We start from the raw sequence: 25403 nt of genomic DNA on the forward strand, positions 1-25403 counted from the left end.
CACCCATGTCAAAGGAAATTGTGCCCTGTCCGTCACTTGCGCGCCTCCGCTAGAATCTGTCGCCTGCCTCTGGAGATGCGAATGCTGCCTTTATTACTCGCTTCAAGCTCGACCTATCGTCGGGAATTGCTCAGCCGCCTGCGCCTGCCGTTCGTCTGCAGCTCGCCGGATATCGATGAAAGCCATCGCCCGGACGAGTCGGCAATCGAGCTGGTCAAGCGCCTCGCCGAACAGAAAGCTCGCGCCCTGGCCGACAGCCACCCTGCTCACCTGATCATCGGCTCCGATCAGGTTGCAGTACTCGGCGAGCGCATCATCGGCAAGCCGCACACCTTCGAAAACGCCCGCGAACAACTGATGGCCGCCAGCGGCGCCAGCGTGACCTTCCTCACCGGCCTGGCCCTGCTCAACAGCCAGACCGGCCACTGCCAGGTCGACTGCGTGCCTTTCACCGTGCACATGCGCGTACTGGACCAGGCCCGCGTCGAACGCTACCTGCACGCCGAGCAGCCCTACGACTGCGCCGGCAGCTTCAAGGCCGAAGGACTGGGCGTAAGCCTGTTTCAATCCACCGAAGGCCCGGACGCCACCAGCCTGATCGGCCTGCCGCTGATTCGCCTGATCGACATGCTGCTGATCGAAGGCGTACAGATTCCCTGACCCACAAAAAACCGGCCCTCAGGCCGGTTTTTCTTGCAGCATTCGATCAGCGCAACGACGGGCCGTTGAAACCCATCCACATTGCCAGTTTCTCGGCAACGCTGGCACCGAGCTTCTTCGAGAAGCGGTCGAACGGCGATTCCTGAACGGTGAAGTCCACCAGTTCCTTTTCGCCTATCACGTCACGCGCCACCGAGCTGGCATTGCCCAGACCATCAATCAAACCCAGTGGCAGCGCCTGCTCGCCAGACCAGACCAGCCCGGAGAACAGCTCCGGATGCTCCTTGTCCTTCAGGCGATCGCCACGCCCCTGCTTGACGCTGTTGATGAACTGCTTGTGCGTGGTATCCAGCACGCTTTGCCAGAACGCGGTCTCTTCCGGCTTTTGCGGCTGGAACGGGTCGAGGAACGCCTTGTGCTCGCCAGAGGTGTAAGTGCGACGCTCGACGCCAAGCTTCTCCATGGTGCCGACAAACCCGTAACCGGCCGCCGTCACACCAATGGAACCCACCAGACTGGCCTTGTCGGCATAGATCTGATCAGCAGCACTGGCGATGTAATAGGCACCGGAAGCGCCCAGATCGGAAATCACCGCATACAGCTTGGTATCGGGATGCAGGCCGCGCAGGCGCTTGATCTCGTCATACACGTAACCCGACTGCACCGGACTGCCGCCCGGACTGTTGATGCGCAGGATTACGCCCTTGACCTTCTTGTCCTCGAACGCCGCGCGCAGGCTGCCGACGATATTGTCGGCGCTGGCAGGCTCCTTGTCGGCGATCATGCCGGTGACGTCGATCAGTGCGGTGTAGTTGGAGCTGCGCGTAGCGCTCTTCTCCATATCCATCAACGGCGTGAACAGAATCAGCGCAACAAACAGATAAACAAAGGTCAGCAACTTGAAGAAGATGCCCCAGCGTCGCGAGCGACGCTGTTCCTGCACACCGGCCAGCAGGGTCTTTTCCAGCAGCTTCCAGCTTTTCGCATCACCGTCCTCGGCAGTTGCCTTGGCCGGTGCTTTCCATTCGTCGGTCATGCCATCCACCCCAGCAAAAACGTATTAAGCCTGCTTACCCAGCCAGGCGTGCAATTCGGAAAAATGGTCGATCGACAGTCGCGGCTCGAACTGCTGCAGTGATTCGATCGATTGCGCGCCATAACTGACCGCCACCGAATCCATCCCCGCATTGCGCGCCATCAGCAGATCGAAGGACGAGTCACCGACCATCAGCGCCTGCTCGGCACGCACACCGCAATGCGCAAGGATCTGCTCCAGCATCAGAGGGTGCGGCTTGCTTGCAGTTTCATCGGCAGCGCGGGTGATATCGAAATAATCTTCCCAGCCATTGGCCTTGAGCACCCGATCCAGCCCGCGACGATTCTTGCCGGTCGCAACAGCCAGGTGATAGCCCTGCTCGCGAAAGGACGCCATCGACTCGACTACGCCTTCGAACAACGGCGAAGGCACGGCTTCTGCAGCGATGTAGTGGTCGGCGTAATACTCGCGGAACAAGGTCATCTCGGCATCGCTGATTTCCGGATACAAGGTGCGGATCGCCTCGGGCAAGCCCAGACCGATGATGCCTTTGACGGCAAAATCATCACGCAACTCGAAACCTGAACGCCCGGACGCCGAATGCATTGCCTCGACAATCCGATGAATGGAATCGGCCAGGGTGCCGTCCCAATCGAAAATCAGCAGCTTGTAATCAGATGGGCGCACTCAATCGCTCCACAGTCTTGGCCCACATTTCATCGACCGGCGCCTGCAACTTGAGTTCACCGCCATCGGGCAGCGGCACGGTCAGCATGTAGGCGTGCAGGAACAGGCGCTTGCCGCCCAGATCACGGATTTCCTTACTGAAACCGTCATCGCCGTATTTGGTGTCACCGGCAATGCAGTGCCCGGCGTGCAACGTGTGGACGCGGATCTGGTGCGTGCGACCGGTGATCGGCTTGGCTTCGATCAGAGTGGCAAAATCGCCAAAGCGACGCAGGACCTTGAACACGGTCACAGACTCCTTGCCCTCCTCCTCGTCGACCTCGACCATACGCTCACCGGAGCGCAGATTGCTCTTGCCGAGCGCCGCACGGACTTGCTTGATCGAAGTCGCCCAGTTGCCGCGAACCAGCGCCATGTAGCGCTTGTCGACACCGTCACCACGCAACGCGGCATGCAAGTGACGCAACATGCTGCGCTTCTTGGCGATCATCAGCAGGCCCGAGGTATCACGGTCGAGACGGTGAACCAGCTCGAGCTCCTTGGCATCGGGGCGCAACTGACGAAAGGCTTCGATAACGCCGTAATTCAGGCCGCTGCCCCCGTGAACCGCAATGCCGGCGGGCTTGTTGATCACGATCAGGGCCTTGTCTTCGTAGACAATCGAGGCTTCCAGGCGCTGCAACAGGCCTTGGGCCAAAGGCACCGGCTCGTCACGCTCAGGCACGCGCACGGGCGGCACGCGCACGATGTCGCCGGCCTGCAGCTTGTATTCGGGCTTGATCCGACCTTTGTTCACGCGCACTTCGCCTTTGCGCAAAATGCGGTAAATCAAGGTCTTGGGCACGCCTTTGAGCCGGGCGAGGAGGAAATTGTCGATTCGTTGGCCGGCATATTCCGGCGAGACCTCAAGCAGTTGAACGCCTGGAGTCGAAGGGGCAGTAGTCGTCATGGCGCCGATGATAACAATTTTTTATGGAATTGAAGCACTTAATCATTGCTGCTATAGTCGCGAACGCCGCCAAAAGCGGCCTGGACAGCGGAACCACGGTCAAAAACCGGCCCTGACCAACGCAATTCACCAGGACGCGAGGCCGTCCTACGGGGCTTTTGCTACGTAACGGTGGAGTTTGCAGCTGTAACAAGCGCAGGTGACATGAGGCCTGAATCACGCCGCAAAGCAGAGTTTTGACTCGCCACGCGAGCCATATTCACGGCCAGTTCACAAAGTGCAGTCAGCCGCGGATGACCCCGAGCGAAGACTCCGGAAACACCGCCTGAATTAGCCATGATGCGTGACCTCCCCTTTCGGAGCTCACGGTAAATGCCAACCCGCTGCGGATTCTGCGCGCGGCAGCACCCGAATTATCAGGGATACGTGTAGGGTGGAGATGCACAACCGCTGGACTGTGTAGCAACAGGTTTTATCAAGACGCTTCATCTCGTCCACAGCCACCGGTTGATTCCTCCTCCTGACTGAGTGCTTAAGTAGCCACAGCAAGCAGGACGCGTACGTCGCGATAACGGCCCAATTGGCCGGACATCGCTGGACACGGGAATGGCCAACCACTCCCGACGCACCTGACACCGACCGTGAGAAGTCGTGTGTGCCGAACGCCGTTTCCGGCAGCCCGGAAACCGACGGTACTACATGAAAAGAATGCTGATTAACGCAACTCAACCCGAAGAGTTGCGTGTTGCACTGGTAGATGGCCAGCGCCTCTACGACCTGGACATCGAATCCGGTGCACGCGAGCAGAAAAAGGCCAACATCTATAAAGGCCGCATCACTCGCATCGAACCAAGCCTTGAGGCTGCCTTTGTCGATTTCGGCTCCGAGCGCCACGGCTTCCTGCCCCTCAAAGAAATCTCCCGCGAATACTTCAAGAAAGCCCCTGAAGGCCGCGTCAACATCAAGGACGTCCTGAGCGAAGGCCAGGAAGTCATCGTTCAGGTCGAAAAAGAAGAACGTGGCAACAAGGGCGCAGCCCTGACCACCTTCATCAGCCTGGCCGGCCGTTACCTCGTGCTGATGCCGAACAACCCGCGTGCCGGTGGCATCTCCCGTCGCATCGAAGGCGAAGAGCGCAACGAACTGCGTGAAGCGCTGAACGGTCTGGTCGCTCCGGCCGACATGGGTCTGATCGTGCGCACTGCAGGCCTGGGCCGCAGCAGCGAAGAAATGCAGTGGGACCTCGATTACCTGCTGCAACTCTGGACCGCCATCAAAGAAGCCTCGCTGGATCGTTCCGCGCCGTTCCTGATCTACCAGGAAAGCAACGTGATCATCCGCGCCATCCGCGATTACCTGCGCCAGGACATCGGCGAAGTGCTGATCGACAGCGTTGAAGCCCAGGACGAAGCCCTGACCTTCATCCGCCAGGTGATGCCGCAGTACGCCAGCAAGATCAAGCTGTACGAAGACAGCGTTCCGCTGTTCAACCGTTTCCAGATCGAAAGCCAGATCGAGACCGCTTTCCAGCGCGTCGTCGAACTGCCGTCCGGCGGCTCCATCGTCATCGATCCGACCGAAGCCCTGGTGTCCATCGACATCAACTCGGCGCGCGCCACCAAAGGCAGCGACATCGAAGAAACCGCCCTGCAGACCAACCTTGAAGCGGCCGAAGAAATCGCCCGTCAGTTGCGCCTGCGCGACATCGGCGGCCTGATCGTCATCGACTTCATCGACATGACCCCTGCCAAGAACCAGCGCGCCGTGGAAGAGAAAGTCCGCGAATGCCTGGAAGCCGACCGCGCCCGCGTGCAGATCGGCCGCATCTCGCGCTTCGGCCTGCTGGAAATGTCCCGTCAGCGCCTGCGTCCTTCGCTGGGCGAAAGCAGCGGCATCGTCTGCCCGCGCTGCAGCGGCACCGGCATCATCCGTGACGTCGAATCGCTGTCTCTGGCGATCCTGCGCCTGATCGAAGAAGAAGCCCTGAAAGACCGCACCGCCGAAGTTCGCGCTCAAGTGCCGATCCCGGTGGCCGCGTTCCTGCTCAACGAAAAACGCAACTCGATCACCAAGATCGAACTGCGCACCCGCGCCCGCATCGTCATCCTGCCGAACGATCACCTCGAAACGCCGCATTTCGAAGTTCAGCGCCTGCGTGACGACAGCCCGGAAGCCGCGACCAACCAGTCCAGCTACGAAATCGCTGCCGCTGCCGCCGATGTCGAAGACGTCCAGCCAGCCGCCGCGACCCGCACCCTGGTTCGCCAGGAAGCCGCCGTCAAGACCGCTCCGGCCCGCGCCAACGCTCCGGTTCCGACCGAAGTCGCCGCTCCGGCCCCGGCACCTGCTCCGGTTGCCGCGCCAGAGCCAAGCCTGTTCAAAGGCCTGGTGAAGTCGCTGGTCAGCCTGTTCGCCACCAAGGAAGAGCCAGTGGCTCCGGTTGTGGTTGAAAAACCTGCCACCGAGCGTCCGGCCCGCAACGAAGAGCGTCGCAACGGTCGTCAGCAGAGCCGCAACCGTAACGGTCGCCGCGATGAAGAACGCAAGCCGCGCGAAGAACGTGCACCGCGTGAAGAGCGCGCCCCACGTGAGCCGCGTGAAGAGCGTCAGCCGCGCGAACCACGTGAAGTCCGCGAGCCACGCGAATCCCGTGACGAAGCACCGGTAGCCCGTGAAGAACGCGCACCACGCGCCCCTCGTGAAGAGCGTGCACCACGTGCTCCGCGTGAAGATCGCAAGCCACGTGGCGAGCGTGAAGAACGCGTACGTGAACTGCGCGAACCTCTGGATGCCGCTCCGGCCGTTGCTGCCGCCGCCACCGCTGAAGAGCGTCCGGCCCGTCAGCCACGTGAAGAACGTGCGCCACGTCCTCCGCGTGAAGAGCGTCAACCGCGTGCCGAACAGGCCGCTGCTGCCGTCGCTGAAGAAGAAATCACCACCAACGAAGAGCAACTGCCGGAAGACGGTTCGGAGAACGCCGAAGGCGATCGTCCACGCCGCCGCTCCCGTGGTCAGCGTCGTCGCAGCAACCGTCGCGAGCGTCAGCGTGATGCCAACGGCAACGTGATCGAAGGTTCGGAAGAATCCGAGTCCGGCGAAAACGCTCAAGCGCCAAGCACTGCCGATCTGGCCGCTGGTCTGGCTGTTACCGCTGCTGTTGCCAGCACCGTGATCAGCGCTCCAGCCGAAGCTCAGGCCCACGAGCAAGCTGAACGCGCCACTGCTGCAACCCTGGAAACTGCTCCAGTTGAAGCACCGGTTGTTGAAGCAACCACTCCGGTAGAAGTAGCTGCCGCTCCGGAAGTCGAAGTGGCTCCGGTTCGCGAAGCTCAGCCTCAGGTTGAAGCGGCTGCCGAACCAGCAGTGACCTTCGAAGCACCAGTCGTTGTTGAAGAGTCGGTTGTCGAAACCGTCGCTGAAACCGTGACCGAAACCGTGCGTGAAGTTCGCGAAGAACAAACCGCATTCAACTGGGTCGCCGAGCCGGCTGTCGCTGAAACACCAGCGCCAGTGGTTGAAGCGCCTGTTGTTGAAGAAGCCAAGGCTGCCGAGCCAGTCGTTGTTGCTGAACCGGCACCGGTCGTTGAAGCCCCTGTGGTTGAAGCGCCAGTAGTTGCCGAAGCACCAGCGCCAGTGGTTGAAGCTGCTCCGGTCAGCGCCCTGACCCCAAGCGGTCGCGCGCCGAACGATCCGCGTGAAGTGCGTCGTCGCAAGCGTGAAGAAGAGCGTCTGCAGAAGGAAGCCGAACTGGCTGCCGCTGCTGCTCCAGCTGCCGAAGTGGTCGAGGCAGCTCCTGCCCCGGTCGCTGAAGAAGTTGCCGTTGAAGCCGTGATTGCCGAAGCACCACGCTCCGTTCAGGAAGCGGTCGAGCAACACGAAGAGGCCCAGGAAAAAGAGCACGAGACCAAACCCCTCGTCTGATTCCAAAAGCCAATAAAAAGCCCCGCCTGGTAAACCAGGCGGGGCTTTTTTATATCTCAAGGTTTTATCAGGATGGCGGGAAAACCAGCGCATCCGGCACATCGATATCCCACAATACCCCCGGATCATCCACTGCGACTTCAATCACCCGACCTTGAGCAAACAACGGTCGCGCGCCCCGGTCACCGGACAAGGCCATCAGCCCCGCAGCGAACGAGCGACCAAACCCGACCGGATGCCCATAATCACCGTTCAACGTCGGTACGCTGACCGCATCCTCGGCAATCGCCGCCACGACCCGCTCAATGCTCGACGGCAGAATGAACGGCATGTCGCCCAGCACAATCAGCCAGCCATCGGCATCCGGGCAAGCCGCCACACCCGCCGCGATGCTGTCGCCCATTCCCGTGGATTCGATCGAGACAATGTCACACCCATAAGCCTGCGCCATGCGCATCGCCTGCGGCCGCGCCTCGGTCGTCACCAGCACTCGCCGGTCGAGGCTCGCCGGCAGGTTCACCAGCACCTGCTCGATCACCGAACGCACTGCGCCATCGCGCCCGGTGCAATCGGCCAGCAACTTGTCCTTGTCGGCACCCGCCACCTCGCGAAAGCGGCTGCCCTCGCCCGCCGCCAGCACAATCACTCCGATGGATCGGCTCATACACTCTCCACTGTTTTCTTCTGCTTGAGCTCGACACCATTCTTGATCGCGACGATTTCCGCCAACAGCGACAAAGCGATTTCCGCCGGGGAATGGCTGCCGATATGCAAACCGATCGGCCCGTGCAAACGGGCGATGGCCGCTTCTGACAAGCCTAGCTCAGCGAGATTTTCCCGACGCTTGATGCTGTTGACCCGAGAGCCGAGTGCACCGACGTAGAACGCTTTGGAGTCGAGCGCCGTGAGCAGCGCCATGTCGTCCAGCCGTGGATCGTGAGTCAGCGCGACAATCGCCGTGCGTTCATCGGTCTGGATATTCAGTACCGCCTCGTCCGGCATGCCGGGCACAAACCGCCCATGCTGCTCTTCCCAGCCATAGACGAATTCGGTGCGCGGATCACAGATCAGCACTTCGAAATCCAGCAGCCGCGCCATCTCTGCCACATACCGCGACAACTGCCCGGCGCCGATCAACAGCAGGCGCCAGCGCGGGCCGTAAATGGCACGCAGGGTCTGGCCGTCGAAGCTCAAGGTGTCAGTCTTGCCGGCCGGTCGCAACACCACCTCACCAGTGCCAATGTTCAGCTCACGCGCGACGATTTCATGGGCCTCGCAGCGATCCAGCAACTCGGCGACCCACGCCGGATCGCCGACGCGCTCCTCGGTCAGGCGCAGGGTGCCGCCGCAAGGCAGGCCGAAGCGCGCGGCTTCTTCCTGCGTTACGCCGTAGGTGATCAACTGCACCGGCGGCCCGTTGGCGGGAATCCGCCCATCGTGCAGCCGGGCGATCAGATCGTCTTCGACGCAACCGCCGGACACCGAGCCGATCACCACGCCATCTTCACGCAACGCCAGCATCGCGCCGGGCGCCCGGGGCGCGGTGCCCCAGGTCTGCACGACCGAAAACAACACTACCCGCTGCCCGGCGCGGCGCCATTCGAGCACGCTGCGCAGGACATTGAGATCGGCGCTGTCCATCACGCCTGCGCCTTTTGCCAGCCCTGCAACTGGTAACGCACCGGCAGGTTACGGATGCGCTGACCGGTAGCGGCGAAGATCGCGTTGCACAGCGCCGGCGCAATCGGCGGCACGCCCGGCTCACCGACACCACCCAGCGGCACCTCGCCCGGCGGCGTCACCAGATGCACCGCGACTTCCTTCGGCGCCAGCGACATGCGCGCCACCTCATACATATGGAAGTTGTCCTGCTGCACCTTGCCGTCCTTGAAGCTGATTTCGCCCCACACGGCGTTGCCCAGTCCCATCACGCAGGCGCCTTCGAACTGCGAACGGATGCGCTCGGGGTTGATCTGCGGGCCGCAATCCACGGCGATATCGGCCTTGTGCACGATCAGCGTGCCGTCGTCCTTGACCTCGACTTCGATCACCGCCGCCACGTAGGTGACGAAGCTGTAATGCACCGCCAATCCGAGACCACGGCCCTTGGGCAGTTGACGGCCCCAACCCGCCGCCTTGGCTGCCGTTTCCAGCACGGTGCGCATACGGCCGGTGTCGATCGGATAACGCTCTGGGGATTCGCCGTAGTTCCATTCTTCACTGAGCGTGCGCGGGTCGATCTGCCGATCCGGGCCGAGCAGCTTGATCTGGTACTTGAGCGGATCCTCCTTGGCTTTGTGCGCCAGTTCGTCGACAAAGCTCTGGATCGCAAAACCATGGGGAATGTTCGACACCGAGCGATACCAGCCCACCCGCGTATGAACCGTGGCTTCAGGGTTTTCCAGGCGCACGTTGGGAATCGCGTAGGCCATGTTGGTAAAGCCCATGCCCAGCTCGAACGCGGCTTCGTGATTCATGCCCGGCGCAAACAGCGCCGTGATGCTCGGCGCCACCGTGCGGTGCAACCAGGCGGACGGCAAGCCGTCCTTGCCGACGCCGGCCTTGAGGTATTCGGCGGACACGGTGTGGAAATACGAGTTGTGGATGTCGTCTTCCCGGGTCCACTGCACGCGTACAGCTTTACCAGGAAATTCCTTGGCGAGCACGGCAGCTTCAACGACGAAGTCCGGTTTCGACTTGCGGCCGAAACCACCGCCCAACAGCGTGACATTGAAGGTGACGTTATCGAACGGTAGCCCCAAGCGTTCGGCGATACGCTCGCGGGTAACCTGCGGCGCCTGGCTCGGTGCCCACGCCTCGCAGGTGCCATCCTTGTAACGAGCGATGGCGACCATCGGCTCCATCGGCGCCTGGGCCAGATGCGGCAAGTAATAAGACGCTTCGAGCGTGCTGGCTGCACTGCCGATGGCCTTGTCGATGTCGCCGGTATTGCGCACCACTTTGCCCGGCTTCAGCGAAGCGGCTTCGATCTCCTTGCGATAGGCGACCGAGTCATAAGTGGCGTTCGGGCCATCGTCCCACTCGATTTTCAGCGCTTCACGACCCTTCAATGCGGCCCAGGTGTTGCTGGCCACCACGGCCACGCCGCCCAACGGCTGGAACTCCGAAGGCAATGGCCGGGGTTCGATCTGGATGACTTTGAGGACGCCCGGCACTTTCAGCGCGGCGCTGTCGTCCACCGACTTGACCTTGCCGCCGTACACCGCCGGTCGCGCAATGACCGCGAACAGCATGCCGTCGAAATGCACGTCGGCGCCGTACACCGCGCGGCCATTGACGATGTCGGCACCGTCGATGGCCTTGGTGCCTTCCTTGCCGATGTAGCGGAATTCCGACGGCTGCTTGAGCCGCAGGCTGTCACGGGCCGGCACCGTCAGCGCACTCGCCGCAGCGGCCAGCTCACCGTAACCCAGCTCGCGCCCGGACGGTGTGTGAATGACTTTATGCAGTTGCGCGCGGCATTCGCCGACCGGCACCTTCCACTGCGCGGCGGCAGCCTGCTCCAGCATGGTCCGCGCGGCGGCGCCGCAACGGCGCATCGGTTCGTACCAGTGACGCATGCTGCGCGAGCCGTCGGTGTCCTGGTTGCCGAAGCGCACTTCATCGCCCGGCGCCTGCTGAACCTTGACGTGGGCCCAGTCGGCTTCCAGTTCATCGGCGACCACCATGGTCAGGCTGGTGCGCACGCCCTGGCCCATTTCCGAACGGTTGCAGACCACGGTCACCGTGCCGTCGGCGGCAATGCTGACGTAGACCTTCGGATCGTCGATCCAGCCGTTGGGCATGCCGTCGGCGCCGAACTGCTTCGGTTTGTCTTCGGCCAGCGCATCCTGCCAGCCCCAGCTCGCCGCCAGCACCAACGCGCCGGTGGCGCCGACGCCCTTGAGGAAGCCCCGGCGACTCAGGTTGCTCAGGGCGAAATCGTTCGGTAGACGGCTCATGCCTTGGCCTCCTTCAGGTGAGTGGAGGCCTGACGGATCGCGGTCTTGATCCGGTTGTAGGTGCCGCAGCGGCAGATGTTGCCGACCATCGCCTCTTCGATCTGCTCGTCGCTCGGGTTCGGGTTGGTCTTGAGCAACGCAGTGGCGGACATGATCTGCCCGCCCTGGCAGTAACCGCATTGGGCCACAGCCGTGTCGAGCCAGGCTTGCTGGACGATCTGACCGACCGGGTCGGCATGCAGGTTGTCGATGGTGGTCACGTTCTGCCCGACCACCGAACCGATCGGGGTGATGCAACTGCGCGCCGGCGCGCCGTCGATATGAATGGTGCACGCACCGCACAGGCCCATGCCGCAGCCGAATTTGGTGCCGTTGTAACCGGCGACATCACGGATCGCCCACAACAGCGGCATGTCCTCGGTGACATCGAGTGGATGGTCTTGACCATTAAGTTTCAGGGTAATCATGGGCACGCCCGCATATTCATGGAGGTTATGGGGTCGAGCCATCTGCCACCGCAGGGACGGTGGTGGTTCGCGCAGATCGGCTCAGGCTAATCAGGCTCTCTTGTGCCGACGGGAACGTCTGCACCGGGCCTTTGGTGGAGCAAATGACTGGTATCGTTAGCTGGCTACGTTAACCCGCGATTAACAAAAAAGCCCTGCACTTTTTAAATAGTGCAGGGCTTTGGGTTCAGCCTTGAAAGCGTAGCCTCAATAGCGATTGGGCTCCATTTCCAGCTCGACATTGAAACGTTCTGAAATGTCTTTCTGGATGCGCTGGGCCAGATCGAGCAATTGCAGCCCGGTCGCCGCGCCGTAGTTGACCAGCACCAGCGCCTGCAATTTATGCACGCCGGCATCGGCCTCACGGAAACCTTTCCAGCCGGCGCGCTCGATCAACCAACCGGCCGCCAGTTTCATCTGCCCGTCCGGTTGCGCATAAGCCACCAGATCCGGGTGCTGCGCCTTGATCTGTGCGACCACGGCCGTCGACACCAGCGGGTTCTTGAAGAAGCTGCCGGCATTGCCGAGCACCGCCGGATCCGGCAGTTTTTCACTGCGGATGCTGCAAATGGCGCGGCTGACATCCGTCGGCGTCGGCTGTTCGATGCCCTGCTCGGTCAGGCGCTGACGCACCGGGCCGTATTCCAGGTGCAGATGCGCGACTCGATCCAATGCGAAGCGCACCCGCAGGATCAGCCAACGACCCGGCTGCTGCTTGAACACGCTGTCGCGGTAGGCGAAGTTGCACTCTTCCAGACTGAAGTCGCGCAGCTCACCGGTCTGGCGATCCAGCGCCGTCAGGCCGGCGAACACATCCTTGATCTCGACACCGTAGGCACCGATGTTCTGCATCGGCGCGGCGCCGACGGTGCCGGGGATCAGACTGAGATTCTCCAGCCCGGAAAAACCCTGCGCCAATGTGTGCTGCACGAACGGGTGCCACGGCTCGCCAGCTTCGGCTTCAATCACCACGCGGTTGCCGTCGTCGCTGATGACGCGAATGCCACGAGTGGCCATGCGCAGCACCAGCGCCGGGATGTCCGCCGTGAGCAACAGGTTGCTGCCGCCACCGATCACCAGCAACGGCATGTCGTGGGCACTCGCATACGCCAGAGCTTCGCGCACATCGGCGTCGCTGTGTGCTTCGGCAAACAGCTGCGCGCGAACGTCGACGCCAAAGGTATTGAAGGGTTTCAGGGAAACCTGCGGCTGTACCTGCAAACTCATAACCGCCCCTTCACTTCGATCAACAGCTGATCGCAGGCACGCTCGATCAGATCCAGCACCTGCTCGAAACCCTGATCGCCGTCGTAATACGGATCCGGCACCTCGTCGACCACACTTGCATAGCGGCGCAGAAACAGGTCCAGCTCGGCCTTGCCGGTGGACGGTTGCAAGGCCTTGAGGTTGCGCAGGTTGCTGTTGTCCATGGCAAGGATCAGGTCGTAGCTGGCGAAATCGGCGCGGCTGACCTGCTGGGCGCGTTGCGCCGACAGGTCATAACCGCGCAGCTTGGCCGCGGCCTGGCTGCGCTTGTCCGGTGGATTGCCGACGTGCCAGTCACCGGTGCCGGCAGAGGCCACTTCGACTTGATCCGCCAGCCCCGCTTCACGCAACTTGTGGCGCAACACGCCTTCGGCAGTGGGCGAACGGCAGATGTTGCCCAGGCACACGAACAGAACGCGCATCAGGCCTCCAGCAGGCGACGGACGCGCTCGAGGTCTTCGGCGGTGTCGACCCCGGTCGGCGGCGCGATCAACGCGTCAGCCACGTGAATCCGCACGCCGTGCCACAGGGCACGCAGCTGTTCGAGGGATTCGGTGTTTTCCAGCCAGCACGGGCCCCAGCTCACGAAGTCCTGAAGGAAGCCTGCGCGGTAGGCATAAATGCCGATGTGGCGACGATACGGCACGCCTTCCGGCAGCACGTCGCGGCTCTTGGCGAACGCATCGCGAGCCCATGGCAGGGTCGCGCGACTGAAGGTCAGCGCCAGACCGTTGAGGTCGCTGACAACCTTGACCACGTTCGGGTTGAACAGGGTTTCCACGTCCTCGATCGGCTCGGCCAGGGTGGCCATGCGCGCTTCGGTGTGGGCCGCGAGGTTGGCGGCGACCTGATCGATCACGCTCGGCGGGATCAGCGGTTCGTCACCCTGCACGTTGACCACGATCGCATCCGGCTCAAGGCCCAGCTTCGCAGCCACTTCAGCCAGACGGTCAGTGCCGGAGTTGTGATCTTCACGGGTCAGCACCACTTCGGCGCCGAAAGCCTTGCAGGCCTCGACGATGCGCGCGTCGTCGGTCGCCACGACCACACGGCTGGCGCTGCTTTTGCTCGCCTGTTCCCAGACGTGCTGGATCATCGGCTTGCCGGCGATGTCCAGCAGCGGCTTGCCCGGCAGACGGGTCGAGGCGTAGCGCGACGGGATGACAACGGTGAAGGCGGTGGTCATTTATCCAGACGCTCGTCGGTGGTCAGGGTACGGGCTTCGCTTTCCAGCATCACCGGAATGCCGTCGCGGATCGGGTACGCCAGACCGGCGCCCTTGCTGATCAGTTCGGTCTTGTCGGCGCTGAGTTTGAGCGGGCCTTTGCAGACCGGGCAGGCGAGGATATCGAGCAATTTGGTGTCCATGAACATTCCCTGGATAAAAACGGATTAAGGCGAAAGACGATCCGGCAACAGGCGCATCAACTGCGTGTCGAACCAGGCCACAAAGGCCGGCGACGGCACGGCATCGACCGCCAGGTACCACCAGTCGTCGGCGGCAAAGGCACGGCACTTCACCGCGTCCTTTTCAGTCATCACCACTGGCAATGACGGCGTGAAACTCAAGGCCTGCACGCTGTATTCAGCGTGATCAGCAAATGCGTGGGGCACAGGCCGCCAGTCTAGCGCTTCGAGGGTATTGAAGAAACGTTGCGGGTTGCCGATCCCGGCCACCGCGTGCACGGCCTGACCGGGTGAAAAATGATCGATAGACCGGCGTTCGCCGCTGCGCAGATTGACCAGCGCCGACGGCTTGAGGCGGAAAGCGAATCCGCCGTCGCGGTCCTCGAGGGCGCCGTTGAACAGCACGCCGTCAACGCTTTGCAGGCGCTCGGCCGGTTCGCGCAGGGGGCCGGCGGGCAGGCAGCGCTGGTTGCCCAGACCACGGGCGGCGTCGATCAGCACCAGTTCCAGATCCCGCGCGAGGCGGTAATGCTGCATGCCGTCATCGGACAGGATCAGGTCCAGCGGCTCACTGTCCAGCAGGGCTCTGACGGCGGCGCTGCGATCGGGGTCGATCATCAGCGGTACGCCGGTGCGCTGCACGATCAGCAAAGGTTCGTCGCCGGCGATGTCGGCAGTCTGGTCAGCTTCGACCCGCCACGGCAGTTGCGCCGGTTTGGCGCCGTAACCGCGGCTGACCACGCCGACCCGCAGCCCGTGGCGTCGGCAGTGCTCGATCAGCCACAGGATCATCGGCGTCTTGCCGGTGCCGCCAACGGTGATGTTGCCAACCACGATCACCGGCACCGGGGATTGATAGATCTCACCCTCGCCGTCGAGAAAGCGCTGACGCTTGCCGGCCACGACGCGGCGGTACAGCCACTCCAGCGGCCGCAACAGCGTCAGGGCCGGGTGCCCCTGATACCACGCGGCGAGCAGACGATCGGACATGGCCATCAGGATTTGGGCGCCGCCTCGACCGTGGTCATGCGCAGATGGCTGAAACCGAGCTTGCCGGCCGCGTCCATGGCGGTGATCACGGATTGGTGCTGAGTCTTGCCGTCAGCACTGATCGACAACGGCATGTTGGTGTCGCCGTTGGCTTCTTTCTGCATGGCTTCCATCAGGGTCGCCAGATCGTTCTTCGGCAGAATCTTGTTGTTCACCGAGAACACGCCTTCGGCGCTGATGGCCACGTCCAGTTGCTTGACCTGCTGGTCCTCGGCCGGCGAGCCACTGACCGCTTCCGGCAGGTCGACGCGCAGCTGGGTTTCGCGGGTGAAGGTGGTGGTCACGACGAAAAACAGCAACAGGATGAACACCACGTCGATCAGCGACGCGAGGTTGATGTCGATGGTTTCCCGGGGCTTGCGACGGAATTTCACGCTTTTTCCCCGGCCAGATCGACGTCACGGTCGCCCTGCACCACTTCCACCAGTTTGATCGCTTCCTGCTCCATGCCCACCACCAGTTCATCGATGCGGCGTTGCAGGAAACGGTGGAAGAACACCGCCGGAATACCGACCATCAGGCCCGCAGCGGTGGTGATCAGGGCCTTGGAAATACCGCCCGCCAGGACCGAAGCGTTGGTGGTCATGCCGGAACCGGTGAAGGCGCTGAAAATGTCGATCATGCCCAGCACCGTACCCAGCAGACCGAGCAGCGGCGACATGGCAGCGATGGTGCCCAGCGCGTTGACGTAGCGTTCCAGCTCGTGGATGACCCGGGCGGCCGCTTCTTCAATGCACTCTTTCATGATCTCGCGACCATGCTTGGAGTTGGCCAGGCCCGCGGCGAGGATTTCCCCCAGCGGCGAGTTGGCGCGCAATTCCTTGAGTTTTTCCTTGTTGAGCTGCTTGTCCTTGATCCAGACCCAGACCTGACCCAGCAGATGCTCAGGGGTGACGCGACTGGCGCGCAGGGTCCACAGGCGCTCGGCGACGATCGCCATGGCGGCGATGGAACTCAGAATGATCGGCAACATCATCCAGCCGCCGGATTTGACCAATTCCCACACAGTGACAGCCCCCTCGAAAAAGTGCGCCACTTTACCATACCGGTTCGCGATAAAGACCCGTCGCCCCGACGACCGTGCTCAACGGTACTCCGCCCCCGGCAACGGCGGGTCGCGCCAGAAGCGGCGTTGTTGACGCATCGACCGGGCCGGCTGAAACCGCCCCAGTTGCAGATGAATGGCGCCCTGCTCGGCGCTGTCATGGATGTGTATGCCCTGTTTGCGGTAACGGGCGATGACCGTCGGGTGCGGATGGCCGAACGAATTGCCCTGCCCTCTGGAAATCAGCACGGCCTGAGGCTGCAAAGCCTTGAGCAAGGCCATCGATGAGGAACTGCGGCTGCCGTGATGCGGGGCTTGCAGCCACTGGGTTTGAACTGCCAGCGCGCTGTTGAGCAGGTCCCGTTCGGCAGCGGTGTCGATGTCGCCGGTCAGCAGCAACCGTTCGCCGTTGGCTTCGATCTGCAACACGCAGGAACGCTGATTGCTGTCGTGGGCGTCGGCCCACTGCCATAAATGAAAGGCAACGCCGTCCCACTGCCATTGCCGGCCGCTTTCACAGGCCTCGGCGTTCAGCGCTTCGGGCAGCCCCGGCGGATCGCCGCTGATGACCCGGCTGACCGGCAATCCTTTCGCCACGGCGAGTGCGCCACCCGCGTGATCGGCATCGGCATGGCTGAGCAGCATCAGGTCGAGGTGTTCCACCCCCAGTTTGCGTAATGCCGGCAGCACCACTCGCTCACCGAGGTCGAAATCGCCGGAACGCGGGCCGCTGTCGTACAGCAAGGCGTGATGCCGGGTGCGGACCAGAATCGCCAGGCCCTGGCCGACATCCAGTTGCCAGACATCGGCCACGCCTTCGGCCAGACGCTCTCGAGGCGGAAATGCCAGCACCAGCAGCAACGGCCAGCCCAAGGGACGCAAGGGAACGCCTCGGGGCAGTAATAACAGCACTGCACCAAGACCTCCCAGCGCCCAGACCCACCCTTCCATCGTCGGCGGCACCCACGCTGGCCAGCGCCCGGCAATCAGGGCCAGCGCCCGGAACAATCCATCGATCAGTCCACCGGCCAGCCACAGCAACCCTTCCCCGACGTAGGGGATCGGCAGCAACAGAGTGCCGAGCAACGCTGGCGGCAGCACCGCAAAACTGACCCACGGCACCGCCAGCAGATTGGCCAGTGGCCCACTGAGACTGATCGGCAGGCTCAGCGCCACCAGCACCGGGCACAAGCCGATCGCGATCAGCCACTGCGCGCGCGTCCAGGTCTGCCACCAGCGCCACGGCCCCAGACGGCCGCCGAAGGTGAAGATCAGCACGGCGACCGCGATAAAGGACAGCCACAACCCCGGACGCAGACTGGCCAGCGGATCCATCAACAGCACACCATTGAAGGCCAGCAGCAACGGCCACCAGGCACCGAGATGGCGAAATCGCAATCGCCACAACAACACCAGCGCAACCATTACGCAGGCCCGCCGCACCGGCACATCGAACCCGGCCAGCAGGCCGTAACCCAGCGCCGCCGTGAATGCCAGACCGCACGCCCAGGGCAGCCAGGGCCAACGCAACGGCCAGATCCCGACCCGCGCCAGCCCGGCCACCAGCGCATACATCAACGCTGCCAACAGCCCGATGTGCTGACCGGAAATCACCAGCAGGTGCACGGTGCCGGTGTCCTGCAAGGTCTGCCAGTCTTCGCGACTGAGCCCCGAGCCATCGCCGAGAACCAGCGCAGCCAGGGCGCCGTTACGTCCCTGGGCATCCACTGCAAGCAGGCGCTGGCGAATGCTGTCGCGCCAGGCCCACTGCGCCGGCGCCAGACGCTGGCCATCCTTCACCGTCCCGGTGGCGCCAATGCGCTGCGCCAGCAGCCTGGCTTCGTAATCGAACGCATCCGGATTGAGCAGACCACCGGGGCGCTTGAGCTTGACCGCCAGTCGCCAGCGTTCGCCGCTTTTGACCTCAGGCCCGGCGTACCACGCCAGACGAATCAGCGACGGCAGTTTCTCGTGACGCGAGCGCGCATCGGCCAGTTCGAAACGCACGACCCCTTCGGCATTCTGCGGCAAGCCGACGACCCGCCCTTCCACCCAGCGCGTTTCGCCATCCAGCCGGGAAGGCAGTCGATCATTCAACGCCATCTGCGCGTTGAAGCTCGCCCATGCGAATCCAAGCAGTAAAAACGCCAGTGGATAGCTGCGAAACGGCAGCAGCATCAGCGCCACCCACGGCAACACCAGCAATAACCCGACCGGCGGCAAGGCCGGCAAAAAACCGGAGCCAGCAGACCGACCGCCAGCGCCATCATCCCTGTGCGCATAAGCCCGTCCTTGAGAGTCCCACCTTCAGGCATAGCGGTTGCGGGGCACGACCGTCGTTATCAATTGTCACAAAGTCTGAATGGGCGGTTCGTAGAATCCAGACATACTTGCCGCCTTAACCGACCGAGAAGCCTTATGCCCCGGCGCTTATTCAAACGTTACATGCCCGACCCGACGAGCATCAGGGAACACAAATCCTTACGCTTTCTCGGCACGTTGCTGCATGACCCGAACCTCTGGCACCTCAACCGACACTCGGTGGCCCGCGCCATGGCCGTTGGCCTGTTCGCCGCGTTCCTGCCGATTCCCGCGCAAATGCTGGTGGCCGCCGTCCTCGCGATCATGGTGCGCGGCAACATGCCGATTGCCGTGAGTCTAGTCTGGCTGACCAATCCGATTACCATGCCGGCGGTGTTCTTCTGCACGTATCAGGCCGGGGCCTGGCTGATGGATGTGCCCGCCCGCACGCTCCCCGACGAATTGACCTGGGAATGGATCAGCGGCGAACTCTCGACCTTGTGGCAACCGTTCCTGCTGGGCTCGGTGGTGGTCGGGCTGGCACTGGGCGCCCTCGCCTATTGTCTGGTGATGATGTACTGGCGCTGGTGGGTGGCCCGGCAATGGGCGCGGCGCAAGAAAAGGCGCCAGGCGTGAATGCAAAACGGCCTCCACTGTGGGAGGCCGTTTTTCATTGCAGCATTGAAGGGATCAGGTGCGCATGCCGCGCCCGCTCACCAGCAACCGCGAACAACCGATATACAACACCACGGTCGCCACCAGCATGAAGGTGATCGCGATACCGATGCGAATGTCCGACACACCGAGGATGCCGTAACGGAAGGCATTGACCATGTGCAGCACCGGGTTGGCCAGCGACACGGTCTGCCAGAACGGCGGCAGCAAGGTGATCGAATAGAACACGCCACCGAGGTAAGTCAGCGGGGTCAGCACGAAGGTCGGGATGATCGAGATGTCATCGAAGTTACGTGCGAACACGGCGTTGATGAAGCCCAGCAGCGAGAAGATCGTCGCGGTCAGCACGACCACCAGCACCGTCACACCGAGATGGTGTACCTGCAGATGGGTGAAGAACAGCGACAGGATCGTCACGATCACACCCACCATCAGGCCTCGCAGGACGCCACCAATGGTGTAACCGATCAGGATCGTGTGCGGCGACACCGGCGACACCATCAGTTCTTCGATGGAGCGCTGGAACTTGCTGCCGAAGAAGCTCGACACCACGTTGCCGTAGGAGTTGGTGATCACCGACATCATGATCAGACCCGGCACGATGTACTCCATGTAGGTGAAGCCACCCATGTCGCCGATCTGCCGGCCGATCAGGTTACCGAAGATCACGAAGTACAGAACCATGGTGATCGCCGGCGGCAGCAGGGTCTGCGGCCAGATCCGGGTGAAGCGTCTGACTTCGCGGTAAACGATGGTGTTGAGGGCAACGAGGTTGGGGCGCAGCTCGGAACTCATACCGCCACCTTCGACAGATTTTTCTCCACCAGGGACACGAACAACTCCTCAAGGCGATTGGTTTTATTGCGCAGGCTCAGCACTTCGATGTTCTGCAAGGCCAGTTGGCCGAACAACGCGGTGATGCCCATGGACTTGTCGACCTGGACTTCCAGGGTATGGCCATCCAGCAGACGTGCGGGATAACCCGCCAGTTGCGGCGCGGCACTCAGACCGTTCTTCAGATCCAGCAGGAAAGTCTCCACATGTAACTGGCCGAGCAGCTGACGCATGCTGGTGTTCTCGACGATGGTGCCGTGGTCGATGATGCCGATGTTGCGGCACAGCTGCTCAGCCTCTTCCAGGTAGTGGGTGGTGAGGATGATGGTGATGCCTTTCTGGTTCAGTTCGGTGAGGAACGTCCACATCGAGCGACGCAGTTCGATGTCGACGCCGGCGGTCGGTTCATCGAGGATCAGCAGTCGCGGTTCATGCACCAGCGCCCGGGCGATCATCAAGCGACGCTTCATGCCGCCGGACAGCGAACGCGACGGCACATCGCGCTTGTCCCACAGGCCGAGCTGGGTCAGGTACTGCTCGGCGCGTTCCTTGGCGATTTTCGCCGGAATGCCGTAGTAACCGGCCTGGGTCACGACGATGTCGAAGGTCTTTTCGAACTGGTTGAAGTTGAATTCCTGGGGCACCACGCCGATCGAGCGCTTAAGTGCGGCCGGGTTCTTGTCCAGGTCGTGGCCAAAGATATTCACGGTGCCGCTGGTCTTGTTGACCAGGGTCGAGAGAATGCCGATGGTCGTGGATTTGCCGGCGCCGTTGGGGCCGAGCAAGGCGAAGAAGTCACCTTCGGCGACGTCCAGATCGATACCACTCAAGGCCTGGAACCCGTTGCCGTAGGTTTTGGTTAGCTGCCGGATGGACAGAGCGGAACTCATATCGGATTTACGCACCCAGTGAAGAAAAAAGGACTGATAAAAGGCCGGCGGCGAGGAAGACAACCGCAGCGCTCGAGCGCAATGGTGCTTGCCGTCGCCGCACAAGTACAGTCAAGTGTGTCGATAGTAGGTATTAAGTCAACGCGGTCATGACAGCTTTCTGATACGCCGGACGCTGCTTCAACCGCGCGTACCAGGCCTCAAGATTCGGTTGTGGCGCGCGCTCGATCGGCATCTCGAACCAGGCATAAATGAAACTGCCGAGCGGGATATCGCCCATGCCGATTTCATCACCGGACAGATACGGCTGGTGCTTCAGTGCCTCATCGGCCATCGCCAGCAAGCCGTCACATTCCTTGATCGCCGCATGGATCGCCGGCCAGTCCTGTTTGTCTGCCGGGGTACGCAGAACGCCCCAGAACACCGTGCGAAACGGTCCTGCAAAACTGGAAGTCGTCCAGTCCATCCACTTGTCGGCGGTGGCGCGGGTCTGCGGATCCGCCGGGTACCACGAAGTATCAGCCGCATGTTTTGCCAGCAGGTAACGCACGATGGCATTGGATTCCCACAACACAAAACCATCGTCCTGAATCACCGGCACCCGCCCGTTCGGGTTCATTGCCCGGTACTCCGGCGTGTCGACCACACCAAACGCGCCACCGGCATCGATGGCCTCGTAGGCCAGCCCGAGCTCTTCGGCAGCCCACAACGGCTTTCTGACATTCGACGAATTCTTGCGACCCCAGATCTTCAGCATGACCGCCTCTTTTCCAGTAAATGGGCAGGCAGCATACGCCGGATCAGAGGCTGCCGACATCACCGCGCATGTCACCGGACAGTGGCGTCTGCTGATCGTTGAACAGGTGCGGATAACATTTCTGCAGATGTTCGAAGAAAAAAGATTCCGGTACATCGGCGAACTGGCCGTGATCGACCAGGTACTCCATCAGCAGCGCGCCATCGCTGTTGTACGGGTGAAAAACGCTGTCGTTCATGCCGTCGAATTCCAGCGGCGCAACGTTGAACATTTCGCAGAGTTTCTGGTTGAACGCGGGTGTGGCTTTCACCCATCGGTCATTGAGAAACAGCTCGGTATAACCATGCATGGCGAACACTTCGCTTCTCAGCAGTTCAAGCAGACGCGGCGTCGACAGATGATTTTTCACATCCGCCAGACCGATGCGTGCGGGGATCCCGCAATGGCGCGCGCAACCGGCGAGCAACGTGGCCTTGGGCACGCAATAACTTTCACCCGCCGCCAGCGCGTAGCTGCCGCGCAAGGTCTGCGGGTCGCGGCTGAAGGTGTACATGTTGTAGCGCACCGCCTCGCGCACGGCGTAATAAAGACTGATCGCCTGCGCGAGCGGATCACGGCTGGCACCACGGTGCTGCTCGGCGAACTCCACCACCGAGGGGTGGTCACTATCGATGAAGCGGCCGGGGCTCAGATACTCGTGCATGACGACATTCTCCTGATTGAGCCCCGAGTCTAGCGAGAGGTTCAGCACAGAGATAACGACGTTTCGGCCAAACATGCACGCAAAGACGCGGAAGTGGCGAACGATTTCCCACGCGTGTTGCCCACCGAACCTACAAAAGACATCCGGGGTTTCCCACGATTTCAATCACCTTGCTCTGACCGCCCCGTTTTGCAGATGCCGTCTAAGCTCTGGTGGGTCGGTTCGCCCTGGTTCACGGAGGATTAAATATGCTGTTGTTGTGGATACTGGTTCTGATCGTCGGCGTGGCGTATCTGGCCCACCGGCGCATCGCCCCGCTGCCGGCACTGGGCATCGTTGCCGCTTACCTGTTGGCGATGGGGATTTTCAGCCACGCACCGGGCTGGTTGCTGCTGATTTTCTGGGTCGTGCTGGCACTGGTGGCCGCCCCGCTGCTGTTGCCTGACCTGCGCCGCAAACACTTCACCGCGCCGCTGTTCAGCTGGTTCCAGAAAACCCTGCCACCGATGTCGCAGACCGAACGCGACGCGATCGATGCCGGCACGGTGTGGTGGGACGGCGAACTTTTCAGCGGCCGCCCGGACTGGGACAAGCTGCTGTCCTATCCCAAGGCGCAATTGAGCGAAGAAGAACAGGCGTTCATCAACGGCCCGACCGAAGAACTCTGCGCGATGGTCACCGACTGGCAGATCGGCCAGTCGATGGATCTGCCGCCAGAAGCCTGGACTCACATCAAGGAACACGGTTTCTTCGCCCTGATCATTCCCAAGGAATTCGGCGGCAAGGGTTTCTCCGCCTACGCCCACTCCCAGGTGGCGATGAAACTGGCGACCCGCAGCGGCGACCTCGCCTCCACCGTGATGGTGCCCAACTCCCTCGGCCCGGCCGAACTGCTGCTGCATTACGGCACCGACGAACAACGCAATCATTACCTGCCACGGCTGGCCCGGGGCGATGACATTCCGTGCTTCGCTTTGACCGGCCCGCTTGCTGGCTCCGACGCTGGCGCCATGCCCGACACCGGGATCATCTGCAAAGGCGAATGGGAAGGTCAGGAAACCCTCGGCCTGCGCCTGAACTGGGAAAAACGCTACATCACCCTCGGCCCGGTCGCGACCTTGCTCGGCCTGGCCTTCAAGGCCTATGACCCGGATCACCTGCTTGGCGACAAGGAAGACCTGGGCATCAGTCTCGCGCTGATCCCGACCGACACTCCCGGTGTGGAAATCGGTCGCCGCCACCTGCCGCTGGGCGCTGCGTTCATGAACGGCCCGAACTCCGGCAAGGACGTGTTCATCCCGCTGGACTTCCTCATCGGCGGCCAGGACATGCTCGGCAAAGGCTGGATGATGCTGATGAACTGCCTGTCGGTCGGGCGTTCGATCTCGCTGCCGGCAGTGGGTACCGGCGCGGCCAAGTTCACCAGTCTGGTGACCGGACAATACGCGCAGATTCGCGAGCAGTTCAACGTGCCGCTGTCAGCATTCGAAGGCATTCAGGAAGCCATGGCGCGGATCGGCGGCAACGCCTGGATGATGGACGCCGCACGGATGCTGACCGCCAACGCGGTGGATCTGGGCGAGAAGCCCTCGGTGCTGTCGGCGATCCTCAAATATCACCTCACCGAACGCGGTCGCGAGTGCATCAGCCACGCGATGGATGTGCACGGCGGCAAGGCGATCATCATGGGCCCGAACAACTACCTGGGCCGCAGCTGGAACGGCGCGCCGATCTTCATCACCGTGGAAGGCGCGAACATTCTTTCGCGCAACCTGATGATCTTTGGTCAGGGCGCGATCCGCTGCCATCCGTTCGTGCTCAAGGAAATGGCCCTCGCCGGACGCGAGGACAAGGATCAGGCACTCAAGGAATTCGATGGCCTGCTGCTCAAGCACATCGGGTTTGCCGTGAGCAACGCCGCCAGCACGCTGGTGCTGAACCTCGGCTTCGGTCATTTCGAACATGCACCGGGAGACAAGCTCAGCCAGGGTTACTTCCGCGCGCTCAACCGTCAGGCTGCCGCGTTTGCCATGCTCGCCGACCTGAGCATGATGTTGCTGGGTGGTGAACTGAAACGCCGCGAGCGTCTGTCAGCACGATTGGGCGATGTGCTGAGCAACCTGTATCTGGCCTCGGCGGCGCTCAAGCGTTATCACGACCTCGATTCCCCGGCGTACATGGAACCGTTGTTCAGATGGGCCATGGAAGAAAGCCTCGGCCAGTCGGAAAAAGCGCTGGACGAACTGCTGACCAACTTCCCGAACCGGGTCTTCGGCTGCCTGCTGCGAGTGATCGTGTTCCCGTTCGGTCGCCGTCACAAAGGCCCGTCGGACAGACTCGGCGCCGAAGTGGCTGCGGTCATCGGCCGGGCCAAGGGCGATCCGGCGCTGGAAGAACTGCTTGCCGGTTGCTATCGCCCGCAATCGGCCGACGATGCGGTCGGTGCGCTGCAACACGCCTGCGATCAGTTGAACGCTGCGCAACCGCTGCACAAGAAACTGCACACCTCGCTCAAGAGCGGTCAGGTCAAACCGGTCGCCGGCGAACACGCCATCGATGCGGCGCTGGAGGCCGGGGTGTTGCAGGCCGTGGAAGCCCAGACCCTGCGTGATGCCGAAACGGCGCGGCGCAAGGTGATCGATGTCGATGATTTCGACAAGGAGCAACTGAAACCGGCGGACGGCAAAATCCGCTGATCCCTTCAATCAGTGAAAAACGGGCGCAGGGGCTTTATACTCCCGCGCCCGTTTTGCT

At 62.1% G+C, this 25403-nt stretch carries 22 protein-coding genes and 1 pseudogene; 4 read left to right on the forward strand and 19 right to left on the reverse strand.

The window, feature by feature from the left end; translation table 11 throughout:
• Positions 1–81: 81 nt before the first annotated feature.
• Positions 82–660, forward strand: a complete 579-nt coding sequence (locus tag AC1RT4_RS25645; protein ID WP_074688108.1) for a Maf family protein — start codon at positions 82–84, stop codon at positions 658–660.
• 46 nt (positions 661–706) lie between these two features.
• Here the strand turns inward: AC1RT4_RS25645 and sppA are convergent, their stop codons facing one another.
• From sppA to rluC, 3 genes are read right to left on the reverse strand one after another with little or no spacing between them, the layout of a single operon-like run.
• A complete protein-coding gene (gene sppA, locus AC1RT4_RS25650) occupies positions 707–1696 on the reverse strand; it encodes a signal peptide peptidase SppA (RefSeq protein WP_493088806.1) in 990 nt (329 codons plus the stop codon).
• 24 nt (positions 1697–1720) lie between these two features.
• Positions 1721–2383, reverse strand: coding sequence for an HAD-IA family hydrolase (locus AC1RT4_RS25655; RefSeq protein ID WP_134021312.1), 663 nt, complete (start codon positions 2381–2383; stop codon positions 1721–1723).
• The gene (gene rluC / locus AC1RT4_RS25660) at positions 2370–3332 is read right to left on the reverse strand and encodes a 23S rRNA pseudouridine(955/2504/2580) synthase RluC (RefSeq protein WP_007950779.1); all 963 of its coding nucleotides are present in this window, start codon (positions 3330–3332) and stop codon (positions 2370–2372) included. The genes AC1RT4_RS25655 and rluC overlap by 14 nt, the downstream gene beginning before the upstream one ends.
• A 699-nt stretch (positions 3333–4031) precedes the next feature.
• Here rluC and rne point away from each other — a divergent pair.
• Positions 4032–7253: a ribonuclease E gene (gene rne / locus AC1RT4_RS25665; protein ID WP_493088809.1), complete on the forward strand. Its 3222-nt coding sequence runs from the start codon at positions 4032–4034 to the stop codon at positions 7251–7253.
• Positions 7254–7320: 67 nt separating this feature from the next.
• Here the strand turns inward: rne and AC1RT4_RS25670 are convergent, their stop codons facing one another.
• From AC1RT4_RS25670 to AC1RT4_RS25725, 12 genes and pseudogenes are all read right to left on the reverse strand, one after another.
• Positions 7321–7917: a nucleotidyltransferase family protein gene (locus AC1RT4_RS25670; protein ID WP_493088811.1), complete on the reverse strand. Its 597-nt coding sequence runs from the start codon at positions 7915–7917 to the stop codon at positions 7321–7323.
• The gene (locus AC1RT4_RS25675) at positions 7914–8894 is read right to left on the reverse strand and encodes an XdhC family protein (RefSeq protein WP_085607339.1); all 981 of its coding nucleotides are present in this window, start codon (positions 8892–8894) and stop codon (positions 7914–7916) included. Before AC1RT4_RS25675 ends, AC1RT4_RS25670 begins: the two co-directional genes overlap by 4 nt.
• Positions 8894–11215, reverse strand: coding sequence for a xanthine dehydrogenase family protein molybdopterin-binding subunit (locus AC1RT4_RS25680; protein WP_007950775.1), 2322 nt, complete (start codon positions 11213–11215; stop codon positions 8894–8896). Before AC1RT4_RS25680 ends, AC1RT4_RS25675 begins: the two co-directional genes overlap by 1 nt.
• The gene (locus AC1RT4_RS25685; RefSeq protein WP_039770687.1) at positions 11212–11682 is read right to left on the reverse strand and encodes a (2Fe-2S)-binding protein; all 471 of its coding nucleotides are present in this window, start codon (positions 11680–11682) and stop codon (positions 11212–11214) included. Before AC1RT4_RS25685 ends, AC1RT4_RS25680 begins: the two co-directional genes overlap by 4 nt.
• 246 nt (positions 11683–11928) lie before the next feature.
• On the reverse strand, positions 11929–12948 hold the full coding sequence (gene murB, locus AC1RT4_RS25690) for a UDP-N-acetylmuramate dehydrogenase (RefSeq protein ID WP_493088814.1): 1020 nt from the start codon (positions 12946–12948) through the stop codon (positions 11929–11931).
• On the reverse strand, positions 12945–13409 hold the full coding sequence (locus tag AC1RT4_RS25695; protein WP_493088816.1) for a low molecular weight protein-tyrosine-phosphatase: 465 nt from the start codon (positions 13407–13409) through the stop codon (positions 12945–12947). The genes murB and AC1RT4_RS25695 overlap by 4 nt, the downstream gene beginning before the upstream one ends.
• Positions 13409–14173 (reverse strand): 3-deoxy-manno-octulosonate cytidylyltransferase, encoded by a 765-nt coding sequence (gene kdsB / locus AC1RT4_RS25700; RefSeq protein ID WP_064383500.1) that lies wholly within the window; start codon positions 14171–14173, stop codon positions 13409–13411. The genes AC1RT4_RS25695 and kdsB overlap by 1 nt, the downstream gene beginning before the upstream one ends.
• Entirely contained in the window at positions 14170–14355 is a 186-nt protein-coding gene (locus AC1RT4_RS25705; RefSeq protein WP_003179363.1) for a Trm112 family protein, read from the reverse strand. The genes kdsB and AC1RT4_RS25705 overlap by 4 nt, the downstream gene beginning before the upstream one ends.
• Before the next feature lie 24 nt (positions 14356–14379).
• A complete protein-coding gene (lpxK, locus tag AC1RT4_RS25710; protein WP_493088819.1) occupies positions 14380–15390 on the reverse strand; it encodes a tetraacyldisaccharide 4'-kinase in 1011 nt (336 codons plus the stop codon).
• Positions 15390–15818, reverse strand: coding sequence for an ExbD/TolR family protein (locus tag AC1RT4_RS25715; protein WP_007950767.1), 429 nt, complete (start codon positions 15816–15818; stop codon positions 15390–15392). Before AC1RT4_RS25715 ends, lpxK begins: the two co-directional genes overlap by 1 nt.
• Complete coding sequence (locus AC1RT4_RS25720) at positions 15815–16450, reverse strand: MotA/TolQ/ExbB proton channel family protein (protein ID WP_007950766.1); 636 nt, start codon at positions 16448–16450, stop codon at positions 15815–15817. Before AC1RT4_RS25720 ends, AC1RT4_RS25715 begins: the two co-directional genes overlap by 4 nt.
• Positions 16451–16528: 78 nt before the next feature.
• Positions 16529–18771: pseudogene (locus AC1RT4_RS25725) on the reverse strand (DNA internalization-related competence protein ComEC/Rec2).
• 136 nt (positions 18772–18907) lie between these two features.
• Between AC1RT4_RS25725 and AC1RT4_RS25730 the strand changes: the two are divergent.
• Positions 18908–19426, forward strand: a complete 519-nt coding sequence (locus tag AC1RT4_RS25730) for a DUF2062 domain-containing protein (RefSeq protein ID WP_007950764.1) — start codon at positions 18908–18910, stop codon at positions 19424–19426.
• Positions 19427–19480: 54 nt separating this feature from the next.
• Here the strand turns inward: AC1RT4_RS25730 and AC1RT4_RS25735 are convergent, their stop codons facing one another.
• From AC1RT4_RS25735 to AC1RT4_RS25750, 4 genes are all read right to left on the reverse strand, one after another.
• Positions 19481–20260, reverse strand: coding sequence for an ABC transporter permease (locus AC1RT4_RS25735; RefSeq protein ID WP_007950763.1), 780 nt, complete (start codon positions 20258–20260; stop codon positions 19481–19483).
• Entirely contained in the window at positions 20257–21189 is a 933-nt protein-coding gene (locus tag AC1RT4_RS25740; RefSeq protein ID WP_007950762.1) for an ABC transporter ATP-binding protein, read from the reverse strand. The genes AC1RT4_RS25735 and AC1RT4_RS25740 overlap by 4 nt, the downstream gene beginning before the upstream one ends.
• A gap of 133 nt (positions 21190–21322) precedes the next feature.
• Positions 21323–21946 (reverse strand): glutathione S-transferase family protein, encoded by a 624-nt coding sequence (locus AC1RT4_RS25745; RefSeq protein WP_493088823.1) that lies wholly within the window; start codon positions 21944–21946, stop codon positions 21323–21325.
• A gap of 43 nt (positions 21947–21989) precedes the next feature.
• The gene (locus AC1RT4_RS25750) at positions 21990–22649 is read right to left on the reverse strand and encodes a transglutaminase-like domain-containing protein (protein WP_493088825.1); all 660 of its coding nucleotides are present in this window, start codon (positions 22647–22649) and stop codon (positions 21990–21992) included.
• Between the two features lie 248 nt (positions 22650–22897).
• Between AC1RT4_RS25750 and AC1RT4_RS25755 the strand changes: the two genes are divergently transcribed.
• The gene (locus AC1RT4_RS25755) at positions 22898–25345 is read left to right on the forward strand and encodes an acyl-CoA dehydrogenase (protein ID WP_493088827.1); all 2448 of its coding nucleotides are present in this window, start codon (positions 22898–22900) and stop codon (positions 25343–25345) included.
• The last annotated feature ends 58 nt before the right edge of the window (positions 25346–25403 follow it).

This window comes from Pseudomonas sp. GW821-FHT11D10 (assembly GCF_058808435.1).